The organism is Vibrio sp. 14G-20 (genome assembly GCF_026241515.1).
GTDB lineage: Bacteria > Pseudomonadota > Gammaproteobacteria > Enterobacterales > Vibrionaceae > Vibrio.
This window is the reverse complement of the sequence record NZ_JAPHPW010000017.1, coordinates 13,010-38,840: the sequence shown is the minus strand read 5'-3', so window position 1 is coordinate 38,840 and position 25,831 is coordinate 13,010. Positions and strand designations below refer to the sequence as shown.

24 protein-coding genes are annotated in these 25,831 nt (G+C 44.8%); all 24 read left to right on the top strand.

Features of this window, described 5'->3' with window-relative positions:
- The 24 genes from flgL to fliQ all read left to right on the top strand — a co-directional run bounded on the left by flgL (position 1) and on the right by fliQ (position 25,828).
- Positions 1–1,194 (top strand): flagellar hook-associated protein FlgL, encoded by a 1,194-nt coding sequence (flgL, locus tag OQJ75_RS15440; RefSeq protein WP_265970950.1) that lies wholly within the window; start codon positions 1–3, stop codon positions 1,192–1,194.
- Positions 1,195–1,615: 421 nt separating this feature from the next.
- Positions 1,616–2,752 (top strand): flagellin, encoded by a 1,137-nt coding sequence (locus tag OQJ75_RS15435; RefSeq protein WP_248374281.1) that lies wholly within the window; start codon positions 1,616–1,618, stop codon positions 2,750–2,752.
- A gap of 638 nt (positions 2,753–3,390) precedes the next feature.
- The gene (locus OQJ75_RS15430) at positions 3,391–4,524 is read left to right on the top strand and encodes a flagellin (protein ID WP_248388051.1); all 1,134 of its coding nucleotides are present in this window, start codon (positions 3,391–3,393) and stop codon (positions 4,522–4,524) included.
- 517 nt (positions 4,525–5,041) lie between these two features.
- Positions 5,042–6,172 (top strand): flagellin, encoded by a 1,131-nt coding sequence (locus OQJ75_RS15425; protein ID WP_248374283.1) that lies wholly within the window; start codon positions 5,042–5,044, stop codon positions 6,170–6,172.
- An 81-nt stretch (positions 6,173–6,253) separates the two neighbouring features.
- Positions 6,254–6,679 carry a flagellar protein FlaG gene (gene flaG / locus OQJ75_RS15420; protein ID WP_248374284.1) on the top strand — a complete coding sequence of 142 codons (426 nt, stop codon included), beginning with the start codon at positions 6,254–6,256 and terminating at the stop codon, positions 6,677–6,679.
- Between the two features lie 22 nt (positions 6,680–6,701).
- Positions 6,702–8,729, top strand: coding sequence for a flagellar filament capping protein FliD (gene fliD, locus OQJ75_RS15415; RefSeq protein WP_265970951.1), 2,028 nt, complete (start codon positions 6,702–6,704; stop codon positions 8,727–8,729).
- A 3-nt stretch (positions 8,730–8,732) separates the two neighbouring features.
- Entirely contained in the window at positions 8,733–9,038 is a 306-nt protein-coding gene (locus OQJ75_RS15410) for a flagellar protein FliT (protein ID WP_017060688.1), read from the top strand.
- A gap of 12 nt (positions 9,039–9,050) precedes the next feature.
- The gene (fliS, locus tag OQJ75_RS15405; RefSeq protein WP_004736194.1) at positions 9,051–9,461 is read left to right on the top strand and encodes a flagellar export chaperone FliS; all 411 of its coding nucleotides are present in this window, start codon (positions 9,051–9,053) and stop codon (positions 9,459–9,461) included.
- 228 nt (positions 9,462–9,689) lie between these two features.
- Positions 9,690–11,156: a sigma-54 dependent transcriptional regulator gene (locus tag OQJ75_RS15400; protein WP_265970952.1), complete on the top strand. Its 1,467-nt coding sequence runs from the start codon at positions 9,690–9,692 to the stop codon at positions 11,154–11,156.
- A 183-nt stretch (positions 11,157–11,339) separates the two neighbouring features.
- Entirely contained in the window at positions 11,340–12,380 is a 1,041-nt protein-coding gene (locus OQJ75_RS15395; RefSeq protein WP_265970953.1) for a sensor histidine kinase, read from the top strand.
- Between the two features lie 33 nt (positions 12,381–12,413).
- Positions 12,414–13,823, top strand: coding sequence for a sigma-54-dependent transcriptional regulator (locus tag OQJ75_RS15390; RefSeq protein WP_248374288.1), 1,410 nt, complete (start codon positions 12,414–12,416; stop codon positions 13,821–13,823).
- A 132-nt stretch (positions 13,824–13,955) separates the two neighbouring features.
- The gene (gene fliE, locus OQJ75_RS15385) at positions 13,956–14,267 is read left to right on the top strand and encodes a flagellar hook-basal body complex protein FliE (protein WP_017060684.1); all 312 of its coding nucleotides are present in this window, start codon (positions 13,956–13,958) and stop codon (positions 14,265–14,267) included.
- Positions 14,268–14,283: 16 nt separating this feature from the next.
- The gene (gene fliF, locus OQJ75_RS15380) at positions 14,284–16,026 is read left to right on the top strand and encodes a flagellar basal-body MS-ring/collar protein FliF (protein WP_248374289.1); all 1,743 of its coding nucleotides are present in this window, start codon (positions 14,284–14,286) and stop codon (positions 16,024–16,026) included.
- A complete protein-coding gene (gene fliG / locus OQJ75_RS15375; RefSeq protein WP_248374290.1) occupies positions 16,019–17,080 on the top strand; it encodes a flagellar motor switch protein FliG in 1,062 nt (353 codons plus the stop codon). Before fliF ends, fliG begins: the two co-directional genes overlap by 8 nt.
- Positions 17,081–17,204: 124 nt before the next feature.
- A complete protein-coding gene (fliH, locus tag OQJ75_RS15370; RefSeq protein WP_265970954.1) occupies positions 17,205–18,005 on the top strand; it encodes a flagellar assembly protein FliH in 801 nt (266 codons plus the stop codon).
- Positions 18,005–19,324, top strand: a complete 1,320-nt coding sequence (gene fliI, locus OQJ75_RS15365; RefSeq protein ID WP_248374292.1) for a flagellar protein export ATPase FliI — start codon at positions 18,005–18,007, stop codon at positions 19,322–19,324. Before fliH ends, fliI begins: the two co-directional genes overlap by 1 nt.
- A 22-nt stretch (positions 19,325–19,346) precedes the next feature.
- The gene (gene fliJ, locus OQJ75_RS15360; RefSeq protein WP_265970955.1) at positions 19,347–19,784 is read left to right on the top strand and encodes a flagellar export protein FliJ; all 438 of its coding nucleotides are present in this window, start codon (positions 19,347–19,349) and stop codon (positions 19,782–19,784) included.
- A gap of 182 nt (positions 19,785–19,966) precedes the next feature.
- The gene (locus OQJ75_RS15355; RefSeq protein ID WP_265970956.1) at positions 19,967–22,096 is read left to right on the top strand and encodes a flagellar hook-length control protein FliK; all 2,130 of its coding nucleotides are present in this window, start codon (positions 19,967–19,969) and stop codon (positions 22,094–22,096) included.
- A gap of 115 nt (positions 22,097–22,211) precedes the next feature.
- The gene (gene fliL / locus OQJ75_RS15350; RefSeq protein WP_248374295.1) at positions 22,212–22,700 is read left to right on the top strand and encodes a flagellar basal body-associated protein FliL; all 489 of its coding nucleotides are present in this window, start codon (positions 22,212–22,214) and stop codon (positions 22,698–22,700) included.
- 7 nt (positions 22,701–22,707) lie between these two features.
- Entirely contained in the window at positions 22,708–23,751 is a 1,044-nt protein-coding gene (fliM, locus tag OQJ75_RS15345; RefSeq protein ID WP_086715921.1) for a flagellar motor switch protein FliM, read from the top strand.
- A 29-nt stretch (positions 23,752–23,780) separates the two neighbouring features.
- On the top strand, positions 23,781–24,191 hold the full coding sequence (fliN, locus tag OQJ75_RS15340) for a flagellar motor switch protein FliN (RefSeq protein WP_004739851.1): 411 nt from the start codon (positions 23,781–23,783) through the stop codon (positions 24,189–24,191).
- Positions 24,191–24,631, top strand: coding sequence for a flagellar biosynthetic protein FliO (gene fliO, locus OQJ75_RS15335; protein WP_265970957.1), 441 nt, complete (start codon positions 24,191–24,193; stop codon positions 24,629–24,631). The genes fliN and fliO overlap by 1 nt, the downstream gene beginning before the upstream one ends.
- Positions 24,618–25,547 (top strand): flagellar type III secretion system pore protein FliP, encoded by a 930-nt coding sequence (fliP, locus tag OQJ75_RS15330; RefSeq protein WP_265970958.1) that lies wholly within the window; start codon positions 24,618–24,620, stop codon positions 25,545–25,547. Before fliO ends, fliP begins: the two co-directional genes overlap by 14 nt.
- A gap of 11 nt (positions 25,548–25,558) precedes the next feature.
- Entirely contained in the window at positions 25,559–25,828 is a 270-nt protein-coding gene (fliQ, locus tag OQJ75_RS15325; protein ID WP_029235191.1) for a flagellar biosynthesis protein FliQ, read from the top strand.
- Positions 25,829–25,831: the final 3 nt, after the last annotated feature.

Sequence of the window (25,831 nt, the reverse complement as noted above, 5' to 3'; positions counted from 1 at the left end):
ATGTTGAATCGTATCTCTAGCTTCCATAATTATCAGTCAGTACAAAATGACTTGCGCCGCCAAGAGAACAAGGTGCATCACAACCAAGCACAACTCGCTTCGGGCAAAAAGTTACAGTCGCCAAGTGATGACCCATTGGCAACGCACTATTTACAGAACATTGGTCAGCAGTCAGAACAACTCAAGCAATATAGTGACGCAATAGTCTTGGTTCGTAATCGATTAGAACATCAAGAAGTCATGATTTCTAATTCGGAGGATTTTGCTGATGACGCAAAACGTACCGTGATGGAAATGGTCAACGGCTCATTATCTCCAGAAGATCGCCTTGCAAAGAGACGCGAAATTCAAGAGTTAGCGAGTAATTTTTTGCATATGTCTAACTCCCAAGATGAGTCGGGTAACTATACATTTGCAGGTACAAAACCTAAGAATCAGCCATTTTTCCGAGATAATGAAGGTCATGTCAGTTATGCCGGTGATGATTATCAACGCAAGATGCGTGTGGCAAGCAGTTTTGAAATGGCGATGAACGATCCGGGTAGCAAGCTGTTTATGGAGATCGATAATCCATTCGGTGATTATGAACCTCAATATGATTTGCAGCCAGCCTCTGCATTGTTACTTGAAAGAGCAACAAACGAATCTTTGCAAGACGAATCAACCTACAAAATTACTTTTGTAGATATGCAAAATGGCAAATTTGCTTATCAACTCGAAAAAGATGGTAGCACGGTTTCCGTAGAAGATTTTGAGCCGTCTAAAGGTATTGAATATGAAGGCTTGAGTATTCAAATCAAAGGTCAAATCACCAAAGGTGATTCGATAACCTTGGAACCAAGAAGCTCTTTTTCAATATTTGATACCTTTCAAGATGCAGCAATACTTGCAGAATCATCAGTGTCCGATGCATCAGCAACCGCAAAATTACAACAAGTAACCGAAGAGTTCCATGCTGCTTTTATTCATTTGACTAAGGCTAGAACGGATGTTGGTGCGCGGTTGAATACGCTAGATATCCAAGAACAGCAACATGAAGATTTTAAGTTGTCTTTAGCGAAAGCAAAAAGCAACTTTGAAGACTTGGATTACTCGAAGGCAATCATTGAATTCAATGAAAACTCTAGAGCATTACAAGCTTCTCAACAAGCGTTTGGTAAAACCAAAGACCTGACCTTGTTTAACTATATTTAATAATCAATCGGTATATAGCGGTGAATTAACACTCACCATTGAAGTTAGATTCTTTGCCGTATGTGCTATGCCGTACGAGCGAATTACTTCAACCTTTACCGTTTTTTATACAGGATGCTATCTGTTTGAGAATAGCGGCAAAAAGCGGCAATGGGCGAATGAAGGTACCTTTGTTTCCTAAGCTAGTTAAACCAAATTAAGTTAAGTTTTAATTTAAGTGATTGATTTTATGCGCATTAAAAATTAATCAAAACAGTATTAAACTTGGCATATAACTTGTATCTGTGTTGGTCATAAAATGATTTATACAGATCTTAAACTCTGCATAGGGTTTAGCGAGTAATACACGGTCAGTGCTTATCCATATGAGAGTAAAGCTGGCCGCTTCGCAGAAAGTTTGCGAACTCATAAGGAGAGCAAAATGGCTATTAATGTAAGCACTAACGTTTCTGCTATGACAGCACAGCGTTACCTGAATAAAGCGTCTAATGATTTAGCGACCTCAATGGAGCGTTTGTCATCAGGGCATAAAATCAACAGCGCGAAAGATGATGCAGCCGGTCTGCAAATCTCTAACCGTTTAACGGCACAATCACGTGGTTTAGACGTGGCAATGCGCAATGCCAATGATGGTATTTCAATTGCACAAACCGCTGAAGGTGCGATGAATGAATCAACTAACGTACTACAACGTATGCGAGACCTCGCTATTCAATCATCTAACGGAACTAACACCGCAGCTGAACGTACCGCGCTCAATGAAGAATCATCGGCGCTTCAAGATGAGCTTAACCGTATCGCGGAAACCACATCTTTTGGTGGCCGTCGTCTATTGAACGGCTCCTTTGGTGAAGCGTCATTCCAGATTGGTGCAAGCTCTGGTGAAGCAATGATCATGGGACTCACTAGTGTTCGTGCTGATGACTTCCGCATGGGTGGTACGACGTTTGATTCTGAGAATGGTAAAGATAAGAGTTGGGAAGTGCCTGCTCAAGCTCGCGACCTTAAGCTCGAATTCAAAACTAAAGCGGGTGAAGACATCGTTTTAGATATCAATACCAAAGCAGGTGATGATATCGAAGAGCTCGCGACTTATATTAATGGTCAATCGGACCTTGTGAACGCATCGGTTACTGATGATGGTCGCATTCAACTATTCGTTGCTGAACCTGATCTTGAGGGAGCAATGTCTATCTCTGGTGGCCTAGCGTCTGAGCTAGGTATTAAGAGCGAAGGTCGCGCAACATCGGTTCAAGATATTAGTTTGATGAGTGTTGCAGGATCACAGAATGCTATTAGCGTGATTGATTCTGCAATGAAATACGTAGATTCACAGCGTGCTGATTTGGGTGCGAAACAGAACCGTCTAAGCCACAGTATTAATAACTTAGCAAACGTTCAAGAGAACGTAGACGCTTCAAACAGCCGAATCAAAGATACGGACTTTGCGAAAGAGACGACGCAAATGACCAAGTCACAAATTCTGCAGCAAGCAGGTACTTCGATACTTGCTCAAGCAAAACAGTTGCCTAACTCTGCAATGACACTATTGCAATAGTTATTGGTTGAACTTGCTGCTCGTGTTCAGACGTGAGCCATGTAGCAAGGGAAACTGGCAAGCATACTTACTATGAGTGTTTAGCTCTCTCATCTCTCACCTGCTATTCATTTTTACGGTAAGAATGCAACGGCGCGTCAGAAATGTGTTCATTTCTCGATGATCTCCACACAGGCTCTGACCTGCCAACTAGCCCCGGTTCTCTCAAAGGAAAAGGGGCTTTTTCCTTTCTGTTTTTGCTATTTATTTTCCTGCGAATTTTCTCGCTCTACCTTTCTAAAATTTCTAGTTGATTGTTCTTCTTCACGGTAAATAATTTCATCTATTACACAAGATCTGCCTAATCGAGAGATCTTTTGCGATCGATCATTTCTCCGACTTGAGCAATTTAGACGACGATTCGAACGTTTTTTAAACAGTTCAAGATCTTTTCTCAATTGAAATCTATAACTGTATTAGAAAGTCATCAAAATTAAGTTATTGATAAATATTAAATTAATATTTTTTTTGTGGTTTTTTAAAAGTTTTCCTAAAGCTTCTGATTTTCGCGCCGTTATTAAAAGTAACTTTGAGAGAACTACTTGGTTTTCCGAGACGTCGGAAACCGCTATACCGGAAAATCAATTGGAGAAATCACCATGGCAGTGAATGTAAATACAAACGTATCAGCGATGACAGCGCAACGTTACCTAAACAACGCAAACAGCGCGCAACAAACATCAATGGAGCGTTTAGCTTCAGGCTCTAAAATCAACAGCGCAAAAGATGACGCTGCGGGCCTACAAATCTCTAACCGTTTGAACGTTCAGAGCCGCGGCCTTGATGTTGCTGTTCGTAACGCGAACGATGGTATCTCTATTGCACAAACTGCTGAAGGTGCAATGAACGAGACAACAAACATCCTGCAACGTATGCGTGATTTGTCTCTACAATCTTCAAATGGCTCAAACTCAAAATCTGAGCGTGTAGCGATTCAAGAAGAAGTAACAGCACTAAACGACGAACTGAACCGTATTGCAGAAACGACGTCTTTTGGTGGCAACAAGCTACTTAACGGTACTCACGGTACTAAATCATTCCAAATCGGTGCGGATAACGGCGAAGCGGTAATGCTTCAGCTGAAAGACATGCGCTCTGATAATGCTCAGATGGGTGGTAAGAGCTACCAAACTGACAACGCAAAAGACAAAGACTGGAACGTTCAAGCGGGCTCTAACGACCTGAAAATGACGTTTACAGACAACTTTGGTCAAGCTCAAGAAGTCGATATCAGCGCAAAAGCGGGTGACGATATCGAAGAGCTAGCAACGTACATTAATGGTCAACAAGACTCTGTAAAAGCGTCGGTAACTGAAGATGGCAAGCTACAAATGTTTGCAGGCAACAATAAGGTTGAAGGCAGTGTTGAATTCTCTGGTGCGCTTGCGGGTGAACTAGGTATGCAAGCAGGCAAAGAAGTGACGGTTGATACTATTGACGTAACGTCTGTAGGTGGCGCTCAAGAATCAGTTGCTGTTATCGATGCGGCACTTAAATACGTAGACAGCCACCGTGCTGAGCTAGGTGCTTTCCAAAACCGTTTCGACCACGCGATCAGCAACTTAGACAACATTAACGAGAACGTTAACGCATCTAAGAGCCGTATTAAAGATACCGATTTCGCGAAAGAAACGACTCAGATGACTAAGTCTCAGATCCTTTCTCAAGCTTCAAGCTCGATTCTTGCTCAAGCGAAGCAAGCGCCGAACTCGGCACTTAGCCTACTAGGTTAATCGATTAAAAAGCCACGTTGGTTATAAACGCTGTTGATCATAAGCGTTAACGTTAGGCTTCCACAAATTAGCTCGTGGTGAGAGATGAGCGCTAAACAGACCCAGCTTCGGCTGGGTTTTTTATTGCCTGCAATTTGGCGAAGGTGTCTCTGGAAAAGTGCAGTGCTGGTAAGCAGTCTTTCGTCATCCCAGAATCGAGTCGAACGAGATATCAGGGATCTTTTTTGGTTTTTATATTCAACACCACGCCCATTGATCCGAGCTGAATGGAAACTTTAGCGAATGTCGCCCTATTAATTGAATCCCGATCACACTTTTCTTTGTTGTTGAAAAGAATACGAAAAAAAACACATTTTTTATTAAAGCTTCTACTTGAGGGGCCGTTAAAGGGATTGAGAGAAATGATATGTACCAATGTAAGGTGAGAGAGACACTGGTGCATAAACAAAATTGACATGTATTTGTGTGAGGTGAGAGTCACATAAGTGCATTAAAAAATGCCTAAAGGAGATCAACTATGGCGATTAATGTAAACACAAATGTGTCTGCAATGACGGCTCAGCGCTACCTAAATAGCGCGGCTGAAGGTACTCAAAAATCAATGGAGCGTTTGTCTTCTGGCTATAAAATAAATAGCGCAAAAGATGATGCTGCAGGCCTACAAATCTCTAACCGCTTAACGTCGCAAAGCCGTGGCCTAGATATGGCTGTGAAAAACGCGAATGACGGTATCTCTATTGCACAGACAGCTGAAGGTGCAATGAATGAGTCAACCAACATTCTGCAACGTATGCGTGACCTTTCTCTTCAATCTTCAAATGGTTCAAACAGCAAATCTGAACGTGTTGCGATCCAAGAAGAAGTCTCTGCTCTAAATACAGAACTTAACCGAATTGCTGAAACGACCTCTTTTGGTGGTAACAAGCTTCTTAACGGTACTTACGGTAGTCAATCTTTCCAAATCGGCGCAGATTCTGGTGAAGCTGTAATGCTTTCTATGAACAACATGCGTACTGATACTAAAGACATGGGCGGTAAGAGTTACGGCGTAGAAGAAGGCAAAGATGCTTCTTGGCGTGTAGGTGCCGGTTCTGATCTAACGATTAAGTACAACGATAAGTTTGGTGAAGCTCAAGAGTTGTCTATTTCTGCAAAAGAAGGCAATGACATCGAAGAGCTAGCGACTTACATCAACGGTCAAAGCCAAGACGTAAAAGCGTCGGTAGGTGAAGGCGGCAAACTGCAACTTTTCGCTTCAAGCCAAAAAGTTGAAGGCGATGTTGAGTTCGGCGGCAGCCTTGCTGGTGAGCTTGGTATTGGTGCAGCTAAAGACGTGACTGTTAATGATATCGATGTAACTTCTGTTGCTGGTGCAAACGAAGCGGTATCTATCATCGATGGCGCACTAAAATCTGTTGATAGTAACCGTGCATCTCTTGGTGCTTTCCAAAACCGTTTTGACCACGCAATCAGTAACTTAGATAACATCAACGAAAACGTTAATGCGTCTAAGAGCCGTATCAAAGATACCGATTACGCGAAAGAAACAACGGCTATGACTAAGTCTCAAATCCTACAACAGGCGAGTACTTCTATCCTAGCTCAAGCAAAACAGTCACCATCAGCAGCTCTAAGCTTATTGGGCTAAACTTACCTCGGTAAGTAGCGGTAAACTCTACTCTGAGTAGAGTTTTACTGTTTGGCTCATAAAGGATGGAGGGAGAGTGTTATGGAAATATCATCCAACGCATCGAACATCCAGCCTTATGGCTCACCTAATGGCATTAAAATTGCAAGCGATGAAGGTAGTAGTGCGTCGAGTATTTCGCGACTAAAAGAAGCAACATCTTATGGCAAGGTAGATAAATCGAAAGAGGAAGCTACCGAAGCGGCGATTCAATTAGCTCAACATAGACAAGAGTTAAATGATGAAGAACGAGTCAAAATGGTGGAGAAGGTAAACGAGTTTATCTCCTCTCTCAATAAAGGTGTAGCTTTTAAGGTTGATGAAGAATCTGGGAGAGATGTGGTTACCATTTATGAGACCACAACCGGTGATATTATTCGCCAGATCCCTGATGAAGAAATGCTTGAAATTCTAAGACGCCTAGCAGCCCAAAACTCGAATAGTCGAATATTTGAGGTGAAGGTTTAAGTCGTATTATTGAGGTGGTTTAATGAGTTTTGGCCCAATGGGGATTTCGTCTGGCATGGATATCAATTCCATGGTCAGCAAAATTGTTGATTCGGAGCGTGTGCCTAAACAGCAACGAATCGACAATGAACGAACGCGAATCGATACCAGCATTAGTGCCTATGGAAGACTCAGAGAATCCCTTGATTCGATGAAAAACCTGATGACAAACTTTCGTCAGGAAAAAGCTTTTGCTGTGAGAACAGTTGAAAGTACCGATGACGGTCTTGTCTCTGCAACCGCGACTACCGAAGCGATCGCTGGCAAATATGCCATCGATGTGTTGCAGCTTGCCCAAAGCCATAAAGTGGCTTCTGATGTTCTATCAGAGGACATGAAATTTGGCCCAGGTAAGCTGCAGGTTTCGCTTGGTGATGACAGCTTTGACGTGCAAGTTGGCGACAGATCGAGACTTATCGAAGTTGTTCGTGGTATCAATGGTGCAGATAGCAACCCAGGCGTTCGTGCATCTATTATCAACGATGTCGAAGGTCCAAGACTTATAATTGCCTCGAACCAGTCTGGTTCCGATCAGCAGATCAGCATTAATGTTGAGTCAGACGCTGCCAATCCCCTGAAAAAACTCGAATACAAAACGCTTGAAGAACGTGTTAAAGCGCTAGAGAAAGCGCGCGTTGCTGCTCAAGATATTCTAGCTCTAACCCCTGCAGGAAAAGCCGCGGAACTCGTTGATGACGCGATCTCGAACGATGATCCAAATGCGAGTGAAACACTCGATGAAGATGGCAATGTCATCTCTAAATCTCAAACCGATTCTACTTCTGGTGTTGACGGAGGCTCTAAAAGTCTCAGCTACGGAGAACAAGCCGCAGCCGACGGCCAAGCAGCTCTTGATGCAGCTAAAGCGGCAAAGTCGGTGATGCCTGAAGATAATATCCCCGGCTGGACTGAAACCGCGTCAGGAACTCTTTTAAATTCTTACAATACACCAGAACTTGAGCTTGATGAAAAAGCGATAGAGAAGGCACCCGATGTGCCGGGGTGGTCAAATGCTGCCTCAGGTACTCTGACCGATTCATACGTGACACCGAAAGAAGCCCAACAAAAGCTTGAGGCGGAGCAAGCGCGTATCGAAGAGAAAATTTCACAAGAAAAAGCCGATCTTGCTGAAAAAGTTCAAAAAGGCGAATTGACCGCTGAGCAAGCCAAAACAATTGAACGTGCGAAATTAGAACCTGAAGAGCGTGAGCTTTTAGAGCAAGTCGATAAAGTGCAAGCTGATCTTGCTCAAGCTCAACAGTCTTTTGATACCTATAGCGGCATGACTGAAGTCCAAGCGGGACAAGATTCAATGGTCGTCTTGGATGGCGTAGCTCAATTGTCTAGTAACAACAATGTGATTGAAGATGCCGTAGAAGGTATCGACATTACGGTGAAAGGAAAAACGCCAAAAGATAAGCCACCGGCAGAGATTGGTGTGGAGTACGACCGTAATAGTGTGCGCCAAGACATTGAAGCTTTCGTTAACTCTTACAATCAATTTTACCAAGTCTCTAAGAGCTTGGCAGGTGTTGATCCAACGACCGGCCAAAAAGGGCCGCTTTCTGGTGACAGTACAGTGCGTAACGCCGACTCGCGATTGAAAGGGGTGTTCTCATCAAGTATCGAAGGTGCGCCTGACAACCTTAAGTCTTTGACTGAATTCGGTATCACCACCACAAGACAAGGCTCGCTAGAAATCAACTACGACATGCTTGATCGTCAACTCAACAATAACTTTGATAAGTTGGGCGAGTTCTTTGGTGGCAACAACGGCTTCGCCAAAAAAGTGGAAGATGCGATTCAAGGTATCACAGGTATCACGGGTTCAATCCGTACTAGAGAAAAGAGCTTGGTCGAGCAAAACTACCGTTTAGTTGATGACCAAAGCGCGCTTGACCGCCGCATGGACAGCCTAGAGAGCCGTACCCACTCTAAATTCACTGCCATGCAAGATGCGACCAGTAAGATGCAATCTCAGTTGGGCAGTATGATGAATGCGTTGGGCTAATAGATGAATAGCCAGCTACAAGAGCTTTGTGAACTCGATCAACTAATTATCTCCAAACTTGAATTTAGTGAAATTAATGCTGAAGAAATCACGCAGCTAGTCGATAACAGAGAACAGTTATTGCAAAACGTGCTTCAAATAATCGACTCACATCCCGACGTTAAGCAAAGTTCTGAATGGTTTGAAGCCATTACCAGAACCAGAAAATTAGTCGAATTGATGCAGTCTGAGACGAGTCGAGTAGGTAAGACCCTACACAAATACCGTCACGGCGCTAAATCAGTTCAACAATACAAAAAGTTTTTATAGAAGAGGTTTACTATGCGCGGTTCTTTACAGGCATATAAAAAGGTATCAGTGGATAGTCAGCTAACAGCTGCCTCACCGCATAAGATTGTACAAATGCTAATGGCCGGTGCTATCGAGCGTTTGATTCAAGGTAAAGCGGCAATGCAAGCGGGCAACATCCCAGTAAAAGGTGAGCGACTTGGTAAGGCTCTAGATATCATTATTAGTCTACGCAGTTGCCTATCTATGGACGATGGTGGCGATATTGCGAAAAATCTAGATCAACTTTATGAGTTCATGATCACGCAAATTTCTGCGGCAAATCACAAAAATGACCCACAGCCTATTGATGATGTTATCGATATTATTCGTGAAATTAAGAGCGCTTGGGACCAAATTCCGAACGAATATCACAACTTGACGTCAGCTGACGTAGGTATTTAAAGAAAAATTGCAGTTTTAACCAATCTCATATCCCTTAATTGGTTGGTTGCCTTATTTTTTTAATCAAATAAAATAGAAGCCATTAGATAGCCTAATGGCTTTTTTCGTTGCTGATTTCCTAAATTTGTCCACGTAAAACATAATCGTTGATACTTATCTCTGTTTTATAGATTGCGTCGCTCACCGTTTTTCCGCATCGCACCAAAATAAAGGCAATAATTCCTACTTATGCAAGGTTTGGCAAAACTGCTTGTCGTCGACGATAACGCTCAAGATCGTCACAATTTAAGCACAATATTAGAGTTTGTAGGAGAGAGCTGCGAAGTAATCAGCTCTGAACAAGCACGTAAAGTTGACTGGTCACAACAGTGGGCCGGTTGCATTATTGGTACCATTAAAGGTAAAGGCTTCAACGCATTACTGAATGAGAAGCTTGTTCACGCCAATCACATCCCTTTACTGGTGATTGGCAAAAACAATCACCCGGTTGACGAGTTAACTAACTATGTTGGTGAGCTTGAACTTCCTCTTAACTACCCGCAATTAAGTGATGCATTAAGACACTGTAAAGACTTCTTAGGCCGTAAAGGTGTTCAAGTTGTGTCTTCAGCACGTAAGAACACACTGTTTCGCAGCCTAGTCGGACAAAGTGCTGGCATTCAAGAAGTACGTCACTTAATTGAACAAGTCTCTTCTACAGAAGCTAACGTGCTGATTCTTGGTGAGTCAGGCACAGGTAAAGAAGTTGTAGCGCGTAACATTCACTATCACTCTAAACGTCGTTCAGGGCCTTTCGTGCCAGTGAACTGTGGCGCGATTCCACCTGATTTGCTTGAAAGTGAACTATTTGGTCATGAGAAGGGCGCATTTACTGGTGCGATTACCGCACGTAAAGGCCGCTTTGAATTGGCTGAAGGTGGCACACTGTTTCTTGATGAGATTGGCGATATGCCAATGGCGATGCAGGTTAAGCTGCTACGAGTACTGCAAGAGCGATGTTTTGAACGCGTGGGTGGCAATAGCACCATACAAGCTGACGTTCGAGTAATTGCGGCAACGCATCGCAACCTTGAAGATATGATCGACGATGATTCGTTCCGTGAAGACCTTTACTATCGCTTGAATGTATTCCCGATTGAAATGCCGGCGCTTCAAGACCGTAAAGAAGATATTCCACTGTTGCTTCAAGAACTGATGACTCGAATGGAAGCGGAAGGCAGCATGCCTATCTGTTTCACGGCTCGTGCTATCAACTCTTTGATGGAGCATTACTGGCCGGGTAACGTTCGTGAACTTGCGAACCTTGTTGAGCGAATGGTTATCTTGTATCCAAACAGCTTAGTAGATGTGAATCACCTACCAACTAAATATCGATACAGCGATATCCCTGAGTTCCAGCCAGAGTTTAATAGCTTTGGATCTGAAGAAGAGCAAGAGCGTGATGCACTTGCTGACTTATTCTCAGAAGATTTCAGCTTTGAGCAGCAAGATGATATTGCCGACAATGCTAACGCTCCTCAAGAGTTACCGCCAGAAGGGGTTAACTTGAAAGAACTACTTGCGGATATGGAAGTGAATATGATCAACCAAGCCTTGGAAGCGCAGGGCGGCATTGTTGCTCGTGCTGCTGACATGCTTGGAATGCGTAGAACCACTCTGGTTGAAAAAATGCGTAAATATAACTTGCAGCGATAGTGTACAGTTTTAGATGAAAACGAAAAACTAACACACACTTTTAGCTATTGGGCAACTCTAGCTAAGTGAATAGATAAACCATAGTCGAGTTGTTGCTTGCTTAACTATGTGATAAATATAGCAAATAGCCTGACTCGTGTTGTACGTCTCAGGCTGTTTTAGTATTTGAGGCAAATTTTTGACATGCACGTATCTAACGAACCAGAAAATCAATCTCACCTAGATTCTGTTGAACAGCAGGTTGAGCGCTATAAGCAAGTGCTCGACGTGATGCCAGCAGGAGTCATCTTGTTAGATACACACGGTGAAGTGAGAGAAGCGAACCCTGAAGCGCACCGTATTCTTGGTGTTGAGTTAGTCGGCGAGAAGTGGTTTTCAGTGATTCAAAGTGCCTTCGACCCAAAAGACGATGACGGTCATGAGATCTCATTGAAGAACGGGCGAAAAGTGCGTTTGGCAATTTCAGCCTCTACCACGGGTCAGCTTATTTTGATTACCGATCTGACCGAGACCCGACTATTGCAGTCTCGCGTGAGTGATCTTCAACGCTTGTCTTCATTAGGCAGAATGGTGGCCTCGCTTGCCCATCAGGTTCGTACGCCGCTTTCAAGTGCGATGCTGTATGCATCAAACCTTGCCGCGCCAAACCTGCCGCCGGCAACAAAGACACGTTTTCAATCTAAGCTTATGGATAGATTGCATGACTTAGAGAAGCAAGTGAACGACATGCTGCTGTTTGCCAAAGGTGGTGACAACAAAGTGGTTAAGCCATTTACTGTAGCTGAATTGATCACTGAATTTCACCCTATGGTGGAAGCGGCATTGAAAACCAACCAGATTGATTATTGCCAGGAAGTTGAGGGCGAAAAGACTCAAATGTTTGGCAACGCCAATGCTATCGCCTCAGCGTTAAGCAACCTAGTGTTGAACGCGGTTCAAATTGCGGGTAAGGAATCGCAGATCGATGTTTTTTTTAGGCCCGTAAACGGCGAGCTTAAAATATCAGTGCAAGACAGTGGCCCCGGAGTACCGAAAGAGCTTCAAGGTAAAATTATGGAACCCTTCTTTACCACTCGTTCGCAAGGTACAGGTCTAGGCTTAGCGGTTGTACAAATGGTATGTCGAGCACATGAAGGCCGACTGGAATTGATATCAGAAGAAGGGGACGGTGCATGCTTTACCATGTGCCTACCGCTGGAAAGAAGTACTTCTTCTGAAAACTAATAAGTTTTAACTGAATTTACACTGGAGAATCCTATGGCTCAAAGCAAAGTGTTAATCGTCGAAGATGATGAAGGTCTACGCGAAGCCCTTGTCGACACACTCGCGCTTGCTGGCTATGAATGGCTGGAAGCGGATTGTGCGGAAGATGCTCTGGTCAAATTGAAATCTAACTCCGTTGATATTGTCGTGTCTGACGTTCAAATGGCAGGCATGGGTGGTTTGGCACTGTTAAGAAACATCAAGCAGCATTGGCCAAACTTACCTGTATTGCTAATGACAGCGTACGCCAACATCGAAGATGCCGTTGCTGCAATGAAAGAGGGCGCTATCGACTATATGGCAAAGCCATTTGCGCCAGAAGTTCTGCTCAACATGGTCAGCCGCTATGCGCCTGTAAAATCGGATGATAATGGCGATGCCATCGTTGCCGATGAGAAAAGTATCAAGTTAATGATGCTGGCTGATAAAGTCGCAAAAACCGATGCCAACGTCATGGTGTTAGGCCCGAGTGGTTCTGGTAAAGAGGTGATGTCTCGCTACATTCACAATGCCTCTAGTCGTAAAGATGGCCCGTTTGTCGCGATTAACTGTGCAGCGATCCCAGACAACATGTTAGAAGCGACCCTGTTTGGTTATGAAAAAGGCGCATTTACTGGCGCTATTCAAGCTTGCCCGGGAAAGTTCGAGCAAGCGCAAGGCGGTACTATTTTGTTGGATGAGATCAGTGAAATGGATCTTAGCCTACAAGCCAAACTACTGCGTGTATTACAAGAACGCGAAGTTGAGCGGTTAGGTAGTCGTAAGAGCATCAAATTGGATGTTCGTGTATTAGCGACCAGTAACCGTGACCTTAAACAGTATGTTTCTGAAGGTAATTTCCGTGAGGATTTATATTACCGCCTGAATGTATTCCCAATTTCTTGGCCACCACTGTGTGAGCGTAAAGGCGATATTGAGCCTTTAGCCAAGCACTTAGTTGAGCGCCACTGCACCAAACTTGGCATGCCAGTGCCAATTATGTCAGCGCAAGCAATCAGTAAACTCGTCAATTATCCGTGGCCGGGCAATGTTCGTGAATTAGACAATGTGGTACAGCGTGCGTTAATATTGAGCGAGCAAGAGAACATCTCTGGTGAGCACATCCTTCTTGAAGGTGTTGATTGGCAAGACGCAAGCAGCCTACAACAAATTGTTGAAGGTAATAGTGTTGTAGCGCCAGAAATTAAGCCGATTGCTGAAGCAAACCCAATCAATAAAATCGCAGCTAGTAGCGAAGGGTTAGGTAATGAGCTTAGAGATCAAGAGTATGCGATCATCCTTGAAACCCTGATCGCATGTAATGGCCGACGCAAAGATATGGCTGAAAAACTGGGCATTAGCCCACGAACATTACGTTATAAACTGGCGAAAATGCGCGATGCTGGAATAGATATCCCAAACTGAGGATAGATTAGTAGTGTCAGCTTTCTGACTAGTGTAATACGATATCTAGTCAATTTAATGTGTGGCACGCTAATTGCTCTGTCAATAATATATCTAAATAGATGGTCATAATTTTGACTCCTGAGGTAGTAGATGAGAATAGATGGTTTACAAGGCGAAATGCAGGCAATGATGGTCGAAGCTGCCAGCGCGCGTCCCGCAGCAACGGGGCAAGCGGTCGGTGCAGATTTTGGCAATATGCTGACTAATGCCATCAATAATGTGAACTCATTACAAAAGACCTCAGGTGATCTTCAAGCTCGTTTTGATAGTGGCGACCAAAGTGTGTCTCTATCAGACGTGATGATTGCTCGGAATAAATCTAGTGTGGCTTTTGAGGCGACGATCCAAATTAGAAATAAATTGGTCGAATCGTACAAAGAGCTGATGAACATGCCGGTATAAGTTAGGTAGTTAAATAGTGGCAGATAATAGTCAAACAACAGATTTAACCGTGAGCGATAGCAACGACCACGCACTTATTGCAGGCTCTGAGCTAGACGGCGAAGGGCAAAATCCCGATCTAGGTGAACGCAGTTCATCGAAGTTCGATATGGCAGTAGGTGACCTCGATTTACTTCGTCAGGTCGTCTTAGTCCTTTCTATCTCTATCTGTGTAGCGCTTATTGTGATGCTGTTTTTCTGGGTTAAAGAGCCAGAGATGCGTCCATTAGGGGCCTACGAAACAGAAGAATTGATTCCGGTTCTTGATTACTTAGATCTACAAAAGATCGAGTACTCACTTGAAGGTAATACCATCTCTGTTCCTGCTAGCGAGTACAACTCATTAAAGCTGAACATGGTACGAGCTGGTTTGAACCAAGAGCGAAACGCGGGTGATGACATCCTCATGCAAGACATGGGCTTTGGTGTATCGCAACGTTTAGAGCAAGAACGTCTTAAATTAAGCCGTGAAAGACAACTTGCCAAAGCCATTGAACAGATGAAACAGGTACGTAAAGCTCAGGTCTTATTGGCCTTGCCAAAGCAGAGTGTTTTTGTACGTCATAATCAAGAAGCTTCCGCTTCCGTATTCTTGACCCTTAAAACGGGTAACAACCTCAAGCAGCAAGAAGTCGATTCTGTTGTGGATATGGTCGCTAGTGCCGTTCCGGGAATGAAAACCTCACGTATTACGGTGACCGATCAGCATGGTCGACTGTTGAGCTCAGGCTCTCAAGACCCTATGTCTACGGCGCGTCGTAAAGAACACGAGTTAGAGCGCAATCAAGAACAAGCGCTGCGTGAAAAAATTGACTCTATCTTGATCCCTATTCTTGGGTTTGGTAACTACACAGCTCAAGTTGATATTCAGCTCGATTTCAGTGCTGTGGAGCAAACAAGAAAACGTTTTGATCCGAACACGCCAGCAACACGAAGTGAATACACCTTAGAAGATTACAACAACGGCAATACTGTGGCGGGTATTCCTGGCGCATTGAGTAACCAGCCTCCAGCTGATGCCTCAATTCCACAAGATGTCGCTCAGATGAAAGACGGCTCAATGACTGGTCAAGGCTCTGTTCACAAAGAAGCGACCCGAAACTTTGAGCTAGACACCACCATCAGTCATGAACGTAAACAGAGCGGAACGGTTAACCGCCAGACGGTTTCTGTTGCGATCAAAGACCGTCAATCCTTGAACCCAGATACGGGTGAAGTGGTTCATACGCCTATCCCGGCGAGCGAAATCAATGCGATTCGCCAAGTTCTGATTGGTACGGTGGGCTTTGATGAAACTCGTGGTGATTTGCTAAATGTATTAAGCATGCAGTTTGCCCCTCAAGTAACAGATGTTGTTGCTGATGTACCAATCTGGGAACATCCAAACTTCAATGACTGGGTTCGTTGGTTTGCAAGTGCCTTGGTTATTATTGTGGTGGTGTTGGTACTTGTTCGCCCTGCTATGAAGAAACTACTTAACCCAGCAGCAGACAACGACGATCAAATGTACGGCCCTGATGGTATGCCAATTGGTGCCGATGGTGAAACCAGCTTAATTGGTGGTGATATTGAAGGTGGTGAGCTGTTTGAATTTGGTTCAAGCATCGACTTGCCAAACCTTCATAAAGACGAAGACGTGCTGAAAGCAGTACGTGCACTTGTAGCGAATGAACCAGAGCTAGCAGCTCAAGTAGTTAAGAATTGGATGGTAGATGGCTAACGAAATAGTTCCACAACAAACTGAAGGCGGTGAAGTGCTTGATGTCTCGAGCGTGGATATCGGTTCTATCTCAGGCGATGAGCGTGCTGCGATCTTGTTGCTCAGTTTAAATGAAGAAGATGCTGCTGGTATTATTCGTCACCTAGAGCCAAAGCAGGTTCAGCGTGTGGGTAGTGCGATGGCGCGAGCTACAGACCTATCCCAAGAGAAAGTAGGCGCAGTGCACCGTGCTTTCTTAGATGATATTCAGAAGTACACCAACATTGGTATGGGCAGCGAAGACTTTATGCGTAATGCGTTGGTTGCTGCTCTGGGTGAAGACAAGGCGAATAACCTTGTTGATCAAATCCTTCTCGGCACTGGTTCGAAAGGTTTGGATTCGCTTAAATGGATGGATCCTCGCCAGGTGGCGAGCATTATCATCAACGAGCACCCGCAGATTCAAACGATTGTATTGTCGTACCTCGATGCCGATCAGTCGGCAGAGATCCTATCTCAGTTCCCAGAGCGTGTTCGTCTGGATCTGATGATGCGTATTGCCAACCTGGAAGAAGTTCAACCTTCGGCGCTTGCTGAACTGAACGAAATCATGGAGAAACAGTTCGCGGGTCAAGCGGGTGCTCAAGCTGCCAAAATTGGTGGCCTGAAAGCTGCGGCTGAGATCATGAACTACATGGACAACAACGTGGAAGGCGTCTTAATGGATCAAATCCGTGACCAAGACGAAGACATGGCAACGCAGATTCAAGATCTGATGTTTGTCTTTGAAAACCTTATTGAAGTTGATGACCAAGGTGTTCAACGTCTACTACGTGATGTTCCACAAGACGTTCTACAGAAAGCACTTAAAGGTGCCGATGAAGGTCTACGTGAGAAGATCTTCAAGAACATGTCTAAACGTGCTGCCGATATGATGAGAGACGATATTGAGGCTATGCCGCCAGTGAAAGTCTCTGACGTTGAAGCGGCTCAGAAAGAGATTTTGGGTATTGCTAGGAAGATGGCAGATAGTGGCGAAATTATGCTATCTGGTGGCGCCGACGAGTTCCTTTAAACAGAAACCTCAAAAGCCCCACACTGTTGGGGCTTTTCTTTATCCAATCTCGAACCACAGATTAATTCAGTTTAACTGCTTGAACTTACAATACAGTTAAGCTCACTCATAGATAGGTACTGATATGTCAGGTGATAGAAAACGCGGCTTCCTTCGCCCTGAAGAAGATAATACGGTTGCCCAACCTCAAAAATGGGGGCTGCCTGACTACACCTCTGATGTGAGCAAACAAGCCAAAGAAACCGCCTTTAACTACGATCCCAGTTGGATGCCAACGGTTGAAGAAGCCATTGAAGATGAAGAGCTGGTTCTGACTGAAGAGCAAATCGAACTGATTAAGCAGGGCGCTTATCAAGAAGGCCTTCATCAAGGTCAAGAAGCTGGCTTCAAGCAGGGCTACGAAAAGGGCAAAGAAGAAGGCTTTGTCGCAGGTCATGCCGAAGGCAATGAAGCCGGTAAGCTTGAAGGCGTGACTGCTGGTCAAGAGTATATCCAGCAGCAAGTCGCCATCTTTATGGGACTCGCAAACCAGTTCGCTCAACCTTTGGAGCTAATGAATGCTCAGGTTGAGAAGCAATTGGTCGACATGGTGCTTACCATGGTAAAAGAAGTGGTTCATGTTGAAGTGCAAACCAACCCACAAATCATATTAGATACCGTGAAAGAATCGGTAGAGTCGTTGCCGATTTCTGGTCACGCGATTACATTGAAGCTTAACCCTGAAGATGTTGCGATTATTCGCTCTGCGTATGGCGAAACCGAATTGGATTGCCGTAATTGGACGTTAGTTGCCGAGCCTGCACTCAACCGTGGCGATGTCCAAATCGAAGCGGGTGAGTCGAGCGTTAACTACCGCATGGAAGAACGTGTGAAGAACGTGATTCAAAGCTTCTGCGGCGCAAATCGTCATCAAGGTCATGCGTAATGCTTGAGTTAGCGAATCGTCTCAGCCAGTACAAAATCGAAGGATTAAAATCACGACCAGTTGCCTCAGGTAAATTGGTGCGAGTTGTCGGCTTAACACTTGAAGCAACCGGCTGTAAAGCGCCGATTGGTAGCTTGTGCTTGGTTGAGACCATGTCTGGTCAGATGGAAGCTGAAGTCGTTGGTTTCTCTGGCGATAACCTATTTTTGATGCCGAGTGAACAAATCACTGGGATCTTACCCGGTGCTCGCGTTACACCAATGACCTCAGAAAGTGGCATTCCTGTCGGGATGGAACTGCTTGGTCGAGTGATCGACGGCGTCGGTAATCCACTCGACGGTTTAGGTCCAATCTATACCGAGCAACGCGCTTCATTTAATGCTGAACCAATTAATCCGTTAGCTCGTAAACCGATTTCTGAACCACTCGACGTTGGTTTGAAGGCGATTAATGGCCTACTTACCGTAGGTAAAGGGCAACGTATTGGCCTGTTTGCTGGCTCTGGTGTGGGTAAGTCGGTCACGCTTGGGATGATGACTCGAGGCACTACTGCGCAAGTGGTGGTGGTAGGTCTAATCGGTGAGCGTGGACGAGAAGTAAAAGAATTTATTGAAGAGATTCTTGGCGAAGATGGCCGTAAACGTTCAGTTGTTGTCGCAGCTCCTGCCGATTCATCGCCATTGATGCGCTTAAAAGGCTGTCAAACTGCGCTGGCTGTCGCCGAGTATTTCCGCGACCAAGGCTTAGATGTTTTACTACTAATGGATTCATTGACCCGTTTTGCTCAGGCTCAGCGTGAAATTGCTCTTTCTGTGGGTGAGCCGCCTGCAACCAAAGGTTATCCGCCATCAGTCTTTGCTAAGCTTCCTGCGTTGGTGGAACGTGCGGGTAACGGCAACGATGAACAAGGTTCGATCACCGCTTTCTTTACTGTTCTAACCGAAGGCGATGACTTACAAGATCCGATTGCTGATGCGTCGCGAGCGATTTTGGATGGACACATTGTGTTGTCCCGAGAGATGGCCGATGCGGGTCATTATCCTGCGATTGATGTTGAGAAGTCTGTAAGCCGTGTGATGCCTCAAATCACAACCGAAGAACATGTCTTGATGTCGAAAGCGGTAAGGCAAGTGTTGTCTATTTGTCGTAAAAACCAAGACTTGGTATCGATTGGTGCTTACAAGCCGGGTACCGATCCTGCGATTGATAGTGCCTTCACCTTGAAACCGAGATTGGACGAATACTTACAACAGAAAATGAAAGAAACGGTTCCCTATGACATGTGCGTCAACATGTTGAAACATGTGTTAGGGGGCTAGGTCGTGTTGAAAAAGGTCAATCATGGATAACGCGTTAGAATTTCTTCTTGATCAAGCGAAAGACCAAGAGAACCAAGCCGTACTGGCGCTTAACAAAGCGAATTCTGAGTTGCAAGGTTACTACGATCAGGTCTCGCAGATTGAAAAATACCGACTGGATTATTGCCAACAATTGGTCGACCGAGGTAAGGCGGGGCTTACAGCCAGCCAATATGGTCACCTGAACCGCTTCCTAACTCAGTTGGATGAGACATTATCCAAACAGAGAGAAGCCGAACACCACTTCAAAAATCAGGTCGACAACTGCCAAAACTACTGGATGGAGTTGCGTAAAAAACGTAAATCCTACGAGTGGTTGATGGAGAAAAAGCAGAAAGAGAAAGCAAAGCTGCAAGACCAAAGAGAACAAAAACAAATGGATGAGTTCTCGACTCTGATGTTTGGCCGAAAGAAGATGTGATCCTAAGTCATAAACGATACAGGTATTGTTGGGCAGATTGTAAAACCGTAACTTATAGGCATGTTTCTTGCTCCGTTTTATATAAAATTGCGTGTTATGCCCTACAAAGGTATGAAAAACGCCCGACTTTCTTTTTGTTGCCTAGTTTGTGGCAGCAAAGCTAGTAGATAGAGCTTGTATATATGAATGTTAGTCTTTCCTCAAATTCAGCGACCAACAAAACGTCATCGTTGTTGGACACCGGTTCTGCCTCTCCCAAGGTAGAAGAAACCGGCGACTCTAAAGGTTTCTTTGAATCCTTTAAAGAAGCGCTTGGCTTTGAAGAAAGTGGTAGTAAAGCCGTAGCAAAAGACGCAGAAAGCACCGCGAACCCTGATGCTAAACAGGCCTCTACCGAAGGTGAAGCGTCAGCCGAAACGAACAAAGGTGATTCAGCTGAATCAAAGGCGACTGACGAAGTGAGCGAAGCGCAAAGCAAGCAAGCAGCTTCAGAAGTAGAAGGCGAGAAAGCTGCTGAGAAAACATCTGTAGAGGTTGCGTCTAGATCTGAGGCTAAGCTCAAAGTTAATTCAGGCCCTGGTAGCACTGTCGCTGATAAAACTTTCGCAGATAAGACGGATGGTAAAGATGCGCAGGCTACGACTAACGATTCTAAAGAACAGGTTGCTCAATCCCAGGCTCAGGTTTCATCAGTTGTAGATGGCTCTACGCAGGCATCGCAAGCTAATGCAGCGATGAGTGAAGGCAATAAATTGCTTGGTCAGTTGGATGAGGCAAATAAAACGCTTAATAAGACACCTAACGGCAAAGGCTTGCCTCAGCAAGCTCAGATAGACCAAGCTCAAGGCAATATCGCTGGAGCTCCTATTGCAGGTGCCTCCGTTGTTGGTCAGGCTACACAACAAGCCAATGCTGCAAATCAAGAGAAGAGTTTTGAAGTCGATTCTGAAATCGCAGTGCTTACCGGTGGTAAAGGCGTTTCTCAACTGACAGATGATGAAATTCGACAGTTGATGGATAAAGGCGTCACTCCAGAACAAATTGAAGCCAGTATGAGTCGAGAGCTGAGCCAAAAGAATGCGGCTAGTGATGTTGTGGCTGTTCAAGGTCAAGCAATCTCGCCAGCAGATATTGAGCTCGCAAAGCAGGTTGATGCCCATGCCAAAGCGCTAAATCAATTGAATGGACAAATCGAATCAGAACAGTCTGTTGTCGATAGCTTGCTTGAGAAGCAACAAAGTGGCGCTAAGTTGACGGTTGATGAGCAAGCCACTTTGGCTAAAGCAACCTCTAACTTAGACCTGTTGAATCAACAGCTCACTAACGTTCAACAACAAGCAACGGATTTGGTAAGTCATGCTCCGACTGTGAACAGCATGTCCGGTGACCCCGCTGCTATTGATTGGGAGAATACGGATTCAAGCGAAACTAAAGCCTTAGCTGCGGCAGCATCAACAGCGGCTGTAGCGACGGCTGCACAACAAGTGTCAGCGCAGGCCGCTTCTCAATCAGCAAACAATGCTCTTACGGATAAGGCGGCAATACTGCACGCCAATAATGCGCATGCAGCCCAACAGGCAGCAGCTCAACAAGCTAATGTAGCTTCACCTCAGCAGCAAGCAACGTTGGATCCAGCTTTAACCGCGCAAGGAGTGGCGATGAATGCAACGCCAGTTGCCACAAAAGCAGGCTCGACTGATGCGCTTCTTAAAGCGGGCGCCGGTGCAGCAGCACTGTCTGGTTTGGGTAAAGCGGGTGCTAAAGAAGATTCTAAAGATTCGACCTTTGCTCAGCAGATCGCTTCTGCGACTGGTGCACAAGGGACAGCCTCGGTGGGTTCAGCACCTACGCGAGCTGAAATTCAAGCTGCTCAACAAGCGCCTTTACAGCTCACCAAAGAGCTAGCCAATGAGCAGGTGGCTGAGAAAGTACAAATGATGATGTCTAAGAACCTTAAGAATTTGGACATCCGTCTCGACCCGCCAGAGTTGGGCCAGATGAAAATACGCATGACCATGAATAATGACGTGGCGAACGTACACTTTACGGTGAGTAATCAGCAGGCGAGAGATGTGATAGAACAAACCTTACCTCGCTTGAGAGATATGCTTGCTCAGCAAGGTCTGCAGCTTGCCGATTCGTCAGTTCAACAACAGAACTCTGGTCAGGGGCAAGATAGATACAACAATGGTGAGCAACAATCCGGCGCTAACCGCACAAATGGTGGCCAAGGTGATGAAAACCTTGATAGTGGCAGCAATCTTGAATTGAATGTCGCATCAAAGCGTGATGGAATTAGTTATTATGCCTAATATCAGGCTAAAGAACGCTTGGTTAATAGAAAAAACCATCAGTTAATAGAAAGTACTGTTAGTTAAATAGAAAGAACCGTCAGTTAATCGAAAGAACAGGAAGTTAGAGTAAAGTATGGCAGAAGAACAAGATGCACCTAAAGGAAAGAGCAAGCTCCTTATAATCATTATTGCCGTAGTCGTGTTATTGCTTGGTGTAGGTGGTGCACTGCTCTTTTTCTTAAGCTCTGACGATAGCGCCTCTGAATCTCCGTCTCAGCCAGCAACTGCTGTGGTCGCTGCAGAGCCCGTTATGTATGTTAATATCCCTCAGCCCTTCTTGTTCAATGTGACAGGTGATAAAAAAGATCGCTTAGTTCAAATAAAAGCACAGATGATGGTTCGTGGTAGTAAAAATGAAGACCTAGCTCGTTACCACTCTCCACTTGTAGAAAGTACGTTATTGGCCACGTTCGCTTCGGCAACAGTCGAACAGTTACGTTCACCAACCGGGAGAGTTGAACTGCGTAACAAGGCAACAGAAGATATCAAAGCCAGTCTGACCCAAGCCGTGGGTCAACCTGTGATAGAAAAAGTGCTATTCACTGACTTCGTGATTCAGTAGGTAATTTGTGACCGATTTATTAAGCCAAGACGAAATTGATGCGCTGTTACATGGCGTTGATGATGTTGAAGAAGTTGAAGATATTGTAGAAGCTGATAACGACAGTGCTGTCAATTTCGATTTCTCCTCACAAGATCGAATTGTTCGTGGTCGAATGCCGACCCTTGAACTTATTAACGAGCGCTTCGCGCGTCATTTGCGTATTAGTTTGTTTAATATGTTGCGTAAAACGGCTGAAGTGTCGATCAACGGCGTGCAAATGATGAAGTTTGGTGAGTACCAAAACACATTGTATGTACCCACCAGTTTAAACATGGTTCGTTTCCGTCCACTTAAAGGTACGGCGCTCATCACCATGGAAGCGCGTCTGGTTTTCATTCTCGTAGAGAACTTTTTTGGCGGTGATGGTCGTTTCCACGCCAAGATTGAAGGTCGTGAATTCACGCCTACCGAACGACGAATCATTCAGTTACTGCTGAAAATTGTTTTTGAAGATTACAAAGAAGCTTGGTCTCCAGTGATGGGGGTTGAGTTTGAATATTTGGATTCTGAAGTGAACCCAAGTATGGCGAATATTGTGAGCCCAACTGAAGTGATTGTTGTGAGTTCGTTTCACATCGAGGTAGATGGCGGTGGCGGTGACTTCCACGTTGTCATGCCTTACTCGATGGTTGAGCCGATTCGTGAACTGCTGGATGCGGGTGTTCAATCAGACAAAATGGAAACCGATGTTCGTTGGAGCACAGCACTGCGTGATGAAATCATGGACGTGCCCGTTAACTTTCGCGTTAACCTTCTAGAACAAGATATATCGCTACGTGACTTAATGGAGCTGCGCCCTGGTGACGTTATTCCCATGAACATGCCTGAGCACGCGACGATGTTTGTCGAAGAACTGCCAACGTATCGTGTGAAAATGGGACGTTCAGGTGAAAAACTTGCGGTGCAGATTTCGGAAAAAATTCGAAGACCGAGTGTGGTTAAAACTGATCTCGCTTTTCTAGGTAAAGACTTGATGTCTGAACTCGAAAACAGCGATGATGACGAATAGCAAAATAGATAAAAGTATAGGAATTGGTAATGGAACCTAGTGAAGATCAAAAGCTAGCAGACGAATGGGCTGCAGCACTTGGTGAAGATCCTTCAGCACCGTCAATTGATGTTGATGATGTACTTGCGGCACCACTTGATGAGCTAACCGATTCATCATCTCCGATTTCTGAAGATGAGCGTCGTAAGCTGGATACCATAATGGATATTCCAGTGACTATTTCGATGGAAGTTGGCCGCTCTCAGATCAGTATCCGTAACTTACTTCAATTGAACCAGGGCTCAGTTGTTGAGCTTGATCGAATTGCTGGTGAGTCACTGGACGTGATGGTTAACGGTACTCTGATTGCCCACGGTGAAGTGGTTGTAGTAAACGACAAATTTGGTATTCGCTTGACTGACGTTATTAGCCAAACAGAACGAATTAAGAAGCTGCGTTGATGAGCTTTTTGTTTCAAAGACTGGCGAGCTCTTCTCTCGGAATGACAGAGCTGTTACGAGGAATCTTGGGAGTGGGGCTATTAACGGCTCCTTCCATTGCTTTTGCAGCAACGCCGCCATCTCTCGATTTAGCAACCACCTTTGGATCGCTAATTTTCGTTATCGCCTTCATCTTATTTATTGCTTGGCTACTCAAGCGCATGCAAGTGCCTGCAATGTCCAACCAACAAGGGTTGTCCATTGTGAGACAGATAGCGGTTGGGACAAAAGAACGTATTGCTATCGTTCAAGCGGGTGAGGATCAGTATCTAGTGGGTATCACCACACAATCGATTCAGCTGATCTCTAAGCTCGATAAACCTCTTACTCAGGAGATGCTGGAAAAAAGTACATTTTCAAGTCAGCTTTCCCAGCTAATAAAAAAAGATGCAAACAAGTAACGGACTTTTGAACTCATCTTACTTTTACCAAAGCGGAGTTTTCCAAATGGTGAAAGTGTGGTTAGTTCCGCTTATTCTCCTCTGCTCTCTAGTCTTCAGCATGTCGGTATTTGCACAAGCTGAAGATGGCACCGTGATTCCAGCGAATACGGCTGGTTCAGAGTCGGTCACCATCAGTACGATGGAGCAAGACCAAGCCAAATCTCAAACCATGACCACGGGCAGTTTAACGGGAAATGGTGGCGGTATTCCTGCCTTTACCATGACAACCAATGCTAACGGTGGTGAAGACTACTCGATTAATTTACAAATTTTAGCCTTGATGACCATGCTTGGCTTCTTGCCCGCGATGGTGATTTTGATGACGTCGTTCACCCGTATTGTGGTGGTGATGTCTATCTTGCGTCAGGCGATGGGTTTGCAACAAACACCTTCAAATCAAGTCATCATTGGTATCGCGATATTTTTGACCTTCTTCATCATGTCTCCGGTGATCAATCAGGTCAATGAGCAAGCGGTTCAACCTTATCTGAATGAACAGATATCGGCACGACAGGCATTCGATGTCGCCCAAGGCCCGATTAAATCTTTCATGCTCAAGCAGACTCGAATCAAAGATTTGGAAACCTTTGTTGAGATCTCGGGCGCGGAAGTGACCAACCCTGAAGATGTTTCAATGGCGGTTCTGATCCCTGCATTTATCACGTCAGAGCTAAAAACGGCATTCCAAATCGGCTTTATGCTGTTCTTGCCGTTCCTAATTATTGATTTAGTCGTTGCCTCGGTGCTGATGGCCATGGGTATGATGATGTTGTCACCGATGATTGTATCCTTGCCATTTAAATTGATGCTGTTTGTCCTTGTTGATGGTTGGAACTTGATACTCTCCACACTCGCCGGCAGTTTTGCCTTGTAGCTGGGGGAATAATGAATCCTGAAATATTCGTAGAATTGTTCCGAGATGCACTTTGGATGGTACTGATAATGGTATGCGCCATTATTATTCCTAGCCTGCTGATTGGTTTGGTCGTGGCGGTATTCCAAGCTGCAACCTCAATCAATGAACAAACCCTCAGCTTCTTGCCTCGTTTGATCGTAACTTTGTTGGCGTTAATGTTGTTTGCTCACTGGATGACGCAGATGATGATGGAGTTCTTTTTTGAACTCATTGAACGCTTGCCGCAAGTTTTGTATTAGACC

Coding starts and splice junctions, on each gene's coding strand:
- fliS (WP_004736194.1), top strand. CDS start 9,051: ATGCGCGGTTCTTTACAGGCATATAAAAAGGTATCAGTGGATAGTCAG.
- OQJ75_RS15355 (WP_265970956.1), top strand. CDS start 19,967: ATGAATGTTAGTCTTTCCTCAAATTCAGCGACCAACAAAACGTCATCG.
- OQJ75_RS15390 (WP_248374288.1), top strand. CDS start 12,414: ATGGCTCAAAGCAAAGTGTTAATCGTCGAAGATGATGAAGGTCTACGC.
- flgL (WP_265970950.1), top strand. CDS start 1: ATGTTGAATCGTATCTCTAGCTTCCATAATTATCAGTCAGTACAAAAT.
- flaG (WP_248374284.1), top strand. CDS start 6,254: ATGGAAATATCATCCAACGCATCGAACATCCAGCCTTATGGCTCACCT.
- OQJ75_RS15435 (WP_248374281.1), top strand. CDS start 1,616: ATGGCTATTAATGTAAGCACTAACGTTTCTGCTATGACAGCACAGCGT.
- fliE (WP_017060684.1), top strand. CDS start 13,956: ATGAGAATAGATGGTTTACAAGGCGAAATGCAGGCAATGATGGTCGAA.
- fliN (WP_004739851.1), top strand. CDS start 23,781: ATGGAACCTAGTGAAGATCAAAAGCTAGCAGACGAATGGGCTGCAGCA.
- fliD (WP_265970951.1), top strand. CDS start 6,702: ATGAGTTTTGGCCCAATGGGGATTTCGTCTGGCATGGATATCAATTCC.
- fliQ (WP_029235191.1), top strand. CDS start 25,559: ATGAATCCTGAAATATTCGTAGAATTGTTCCGAGATGCACTTTGGATG.
- OQJ75_RS15410 (WP_017060688.1), top strand. CDS start 8,733: ATGAATAGCCAGCTACAAGAGCTTTGTGAACTCGATCAACTAATTATC.
- OQJ75_RS15425 (WP_248374283.1), top strand. CDS start 5,042: ATGGCGATTAATGTAAACACAAATGTGTCTGCAATGACGGCTCAGCGC.
- OQJ75_RS15400 (WP_265970952.1), top strand. CDS start 9,690: ATGCAAGGTTTGGCAAAACTGCTTGTCGTCGACGATAACGCTCAAGAT.
- fliH (WP_265970954.1), top strand. CDS start 17,205: ATGTCAGGTGATAGAAAACGCGGCTTCCTTCGCCCTGAAGAAGATAAT.
- fliJ (WP_265970955.1), top strand. CDS start 19,347: ATGGATAACGCGTTAGAATTTCTTCTTGATCAAGCGAAAGACCAAGAG.
- fliL (WP_248374295.1), top strand. CDS start 22,212: ATGGCAGAAGAACAAGATGCACCTAAAGGAAAGAGCAAGCTCCTTATA.
- fliG (WP_248374290.1), top strand. CDS start 16,019: ATGGCTAACGAAATAGTTCCACAACAAACTGAAGGCGGTGAAGTGCTT.
- fliO (WP_265970957.1), top strand. CDS start 24,191: ATGAGCTTTTTGTTTCAAAGACTGGCGAGCTCTTCTCTCGGAATGACA.
- fliI (WP_248374292.1), top strand. CDS start 18,005: ATGCTTGAGTTAGCGAATCGTCTCAGCCAGTACAAAATCGAAGGATTA.
- OQJ75_RS15395 (WP_265970953.1), top strand. CDS start 11,340: ATGCACGTATCTAACGAACCAGAAAATCAATCTCACCTAGATTCTGTT.
- OQJ75_RS15430 (WP_248388051.1), top strand. CDS start 3,391: ATGGCAGTGAATGTAAATACAAACGTATCAGCGATGACAGCGCAACGT.
- fliP (WP_265970958.1), top strand. CDS start 24,618: ATGCAAACAAGTAACGGACTTTTGAACTCATCTTACTTTTACCAAAGC.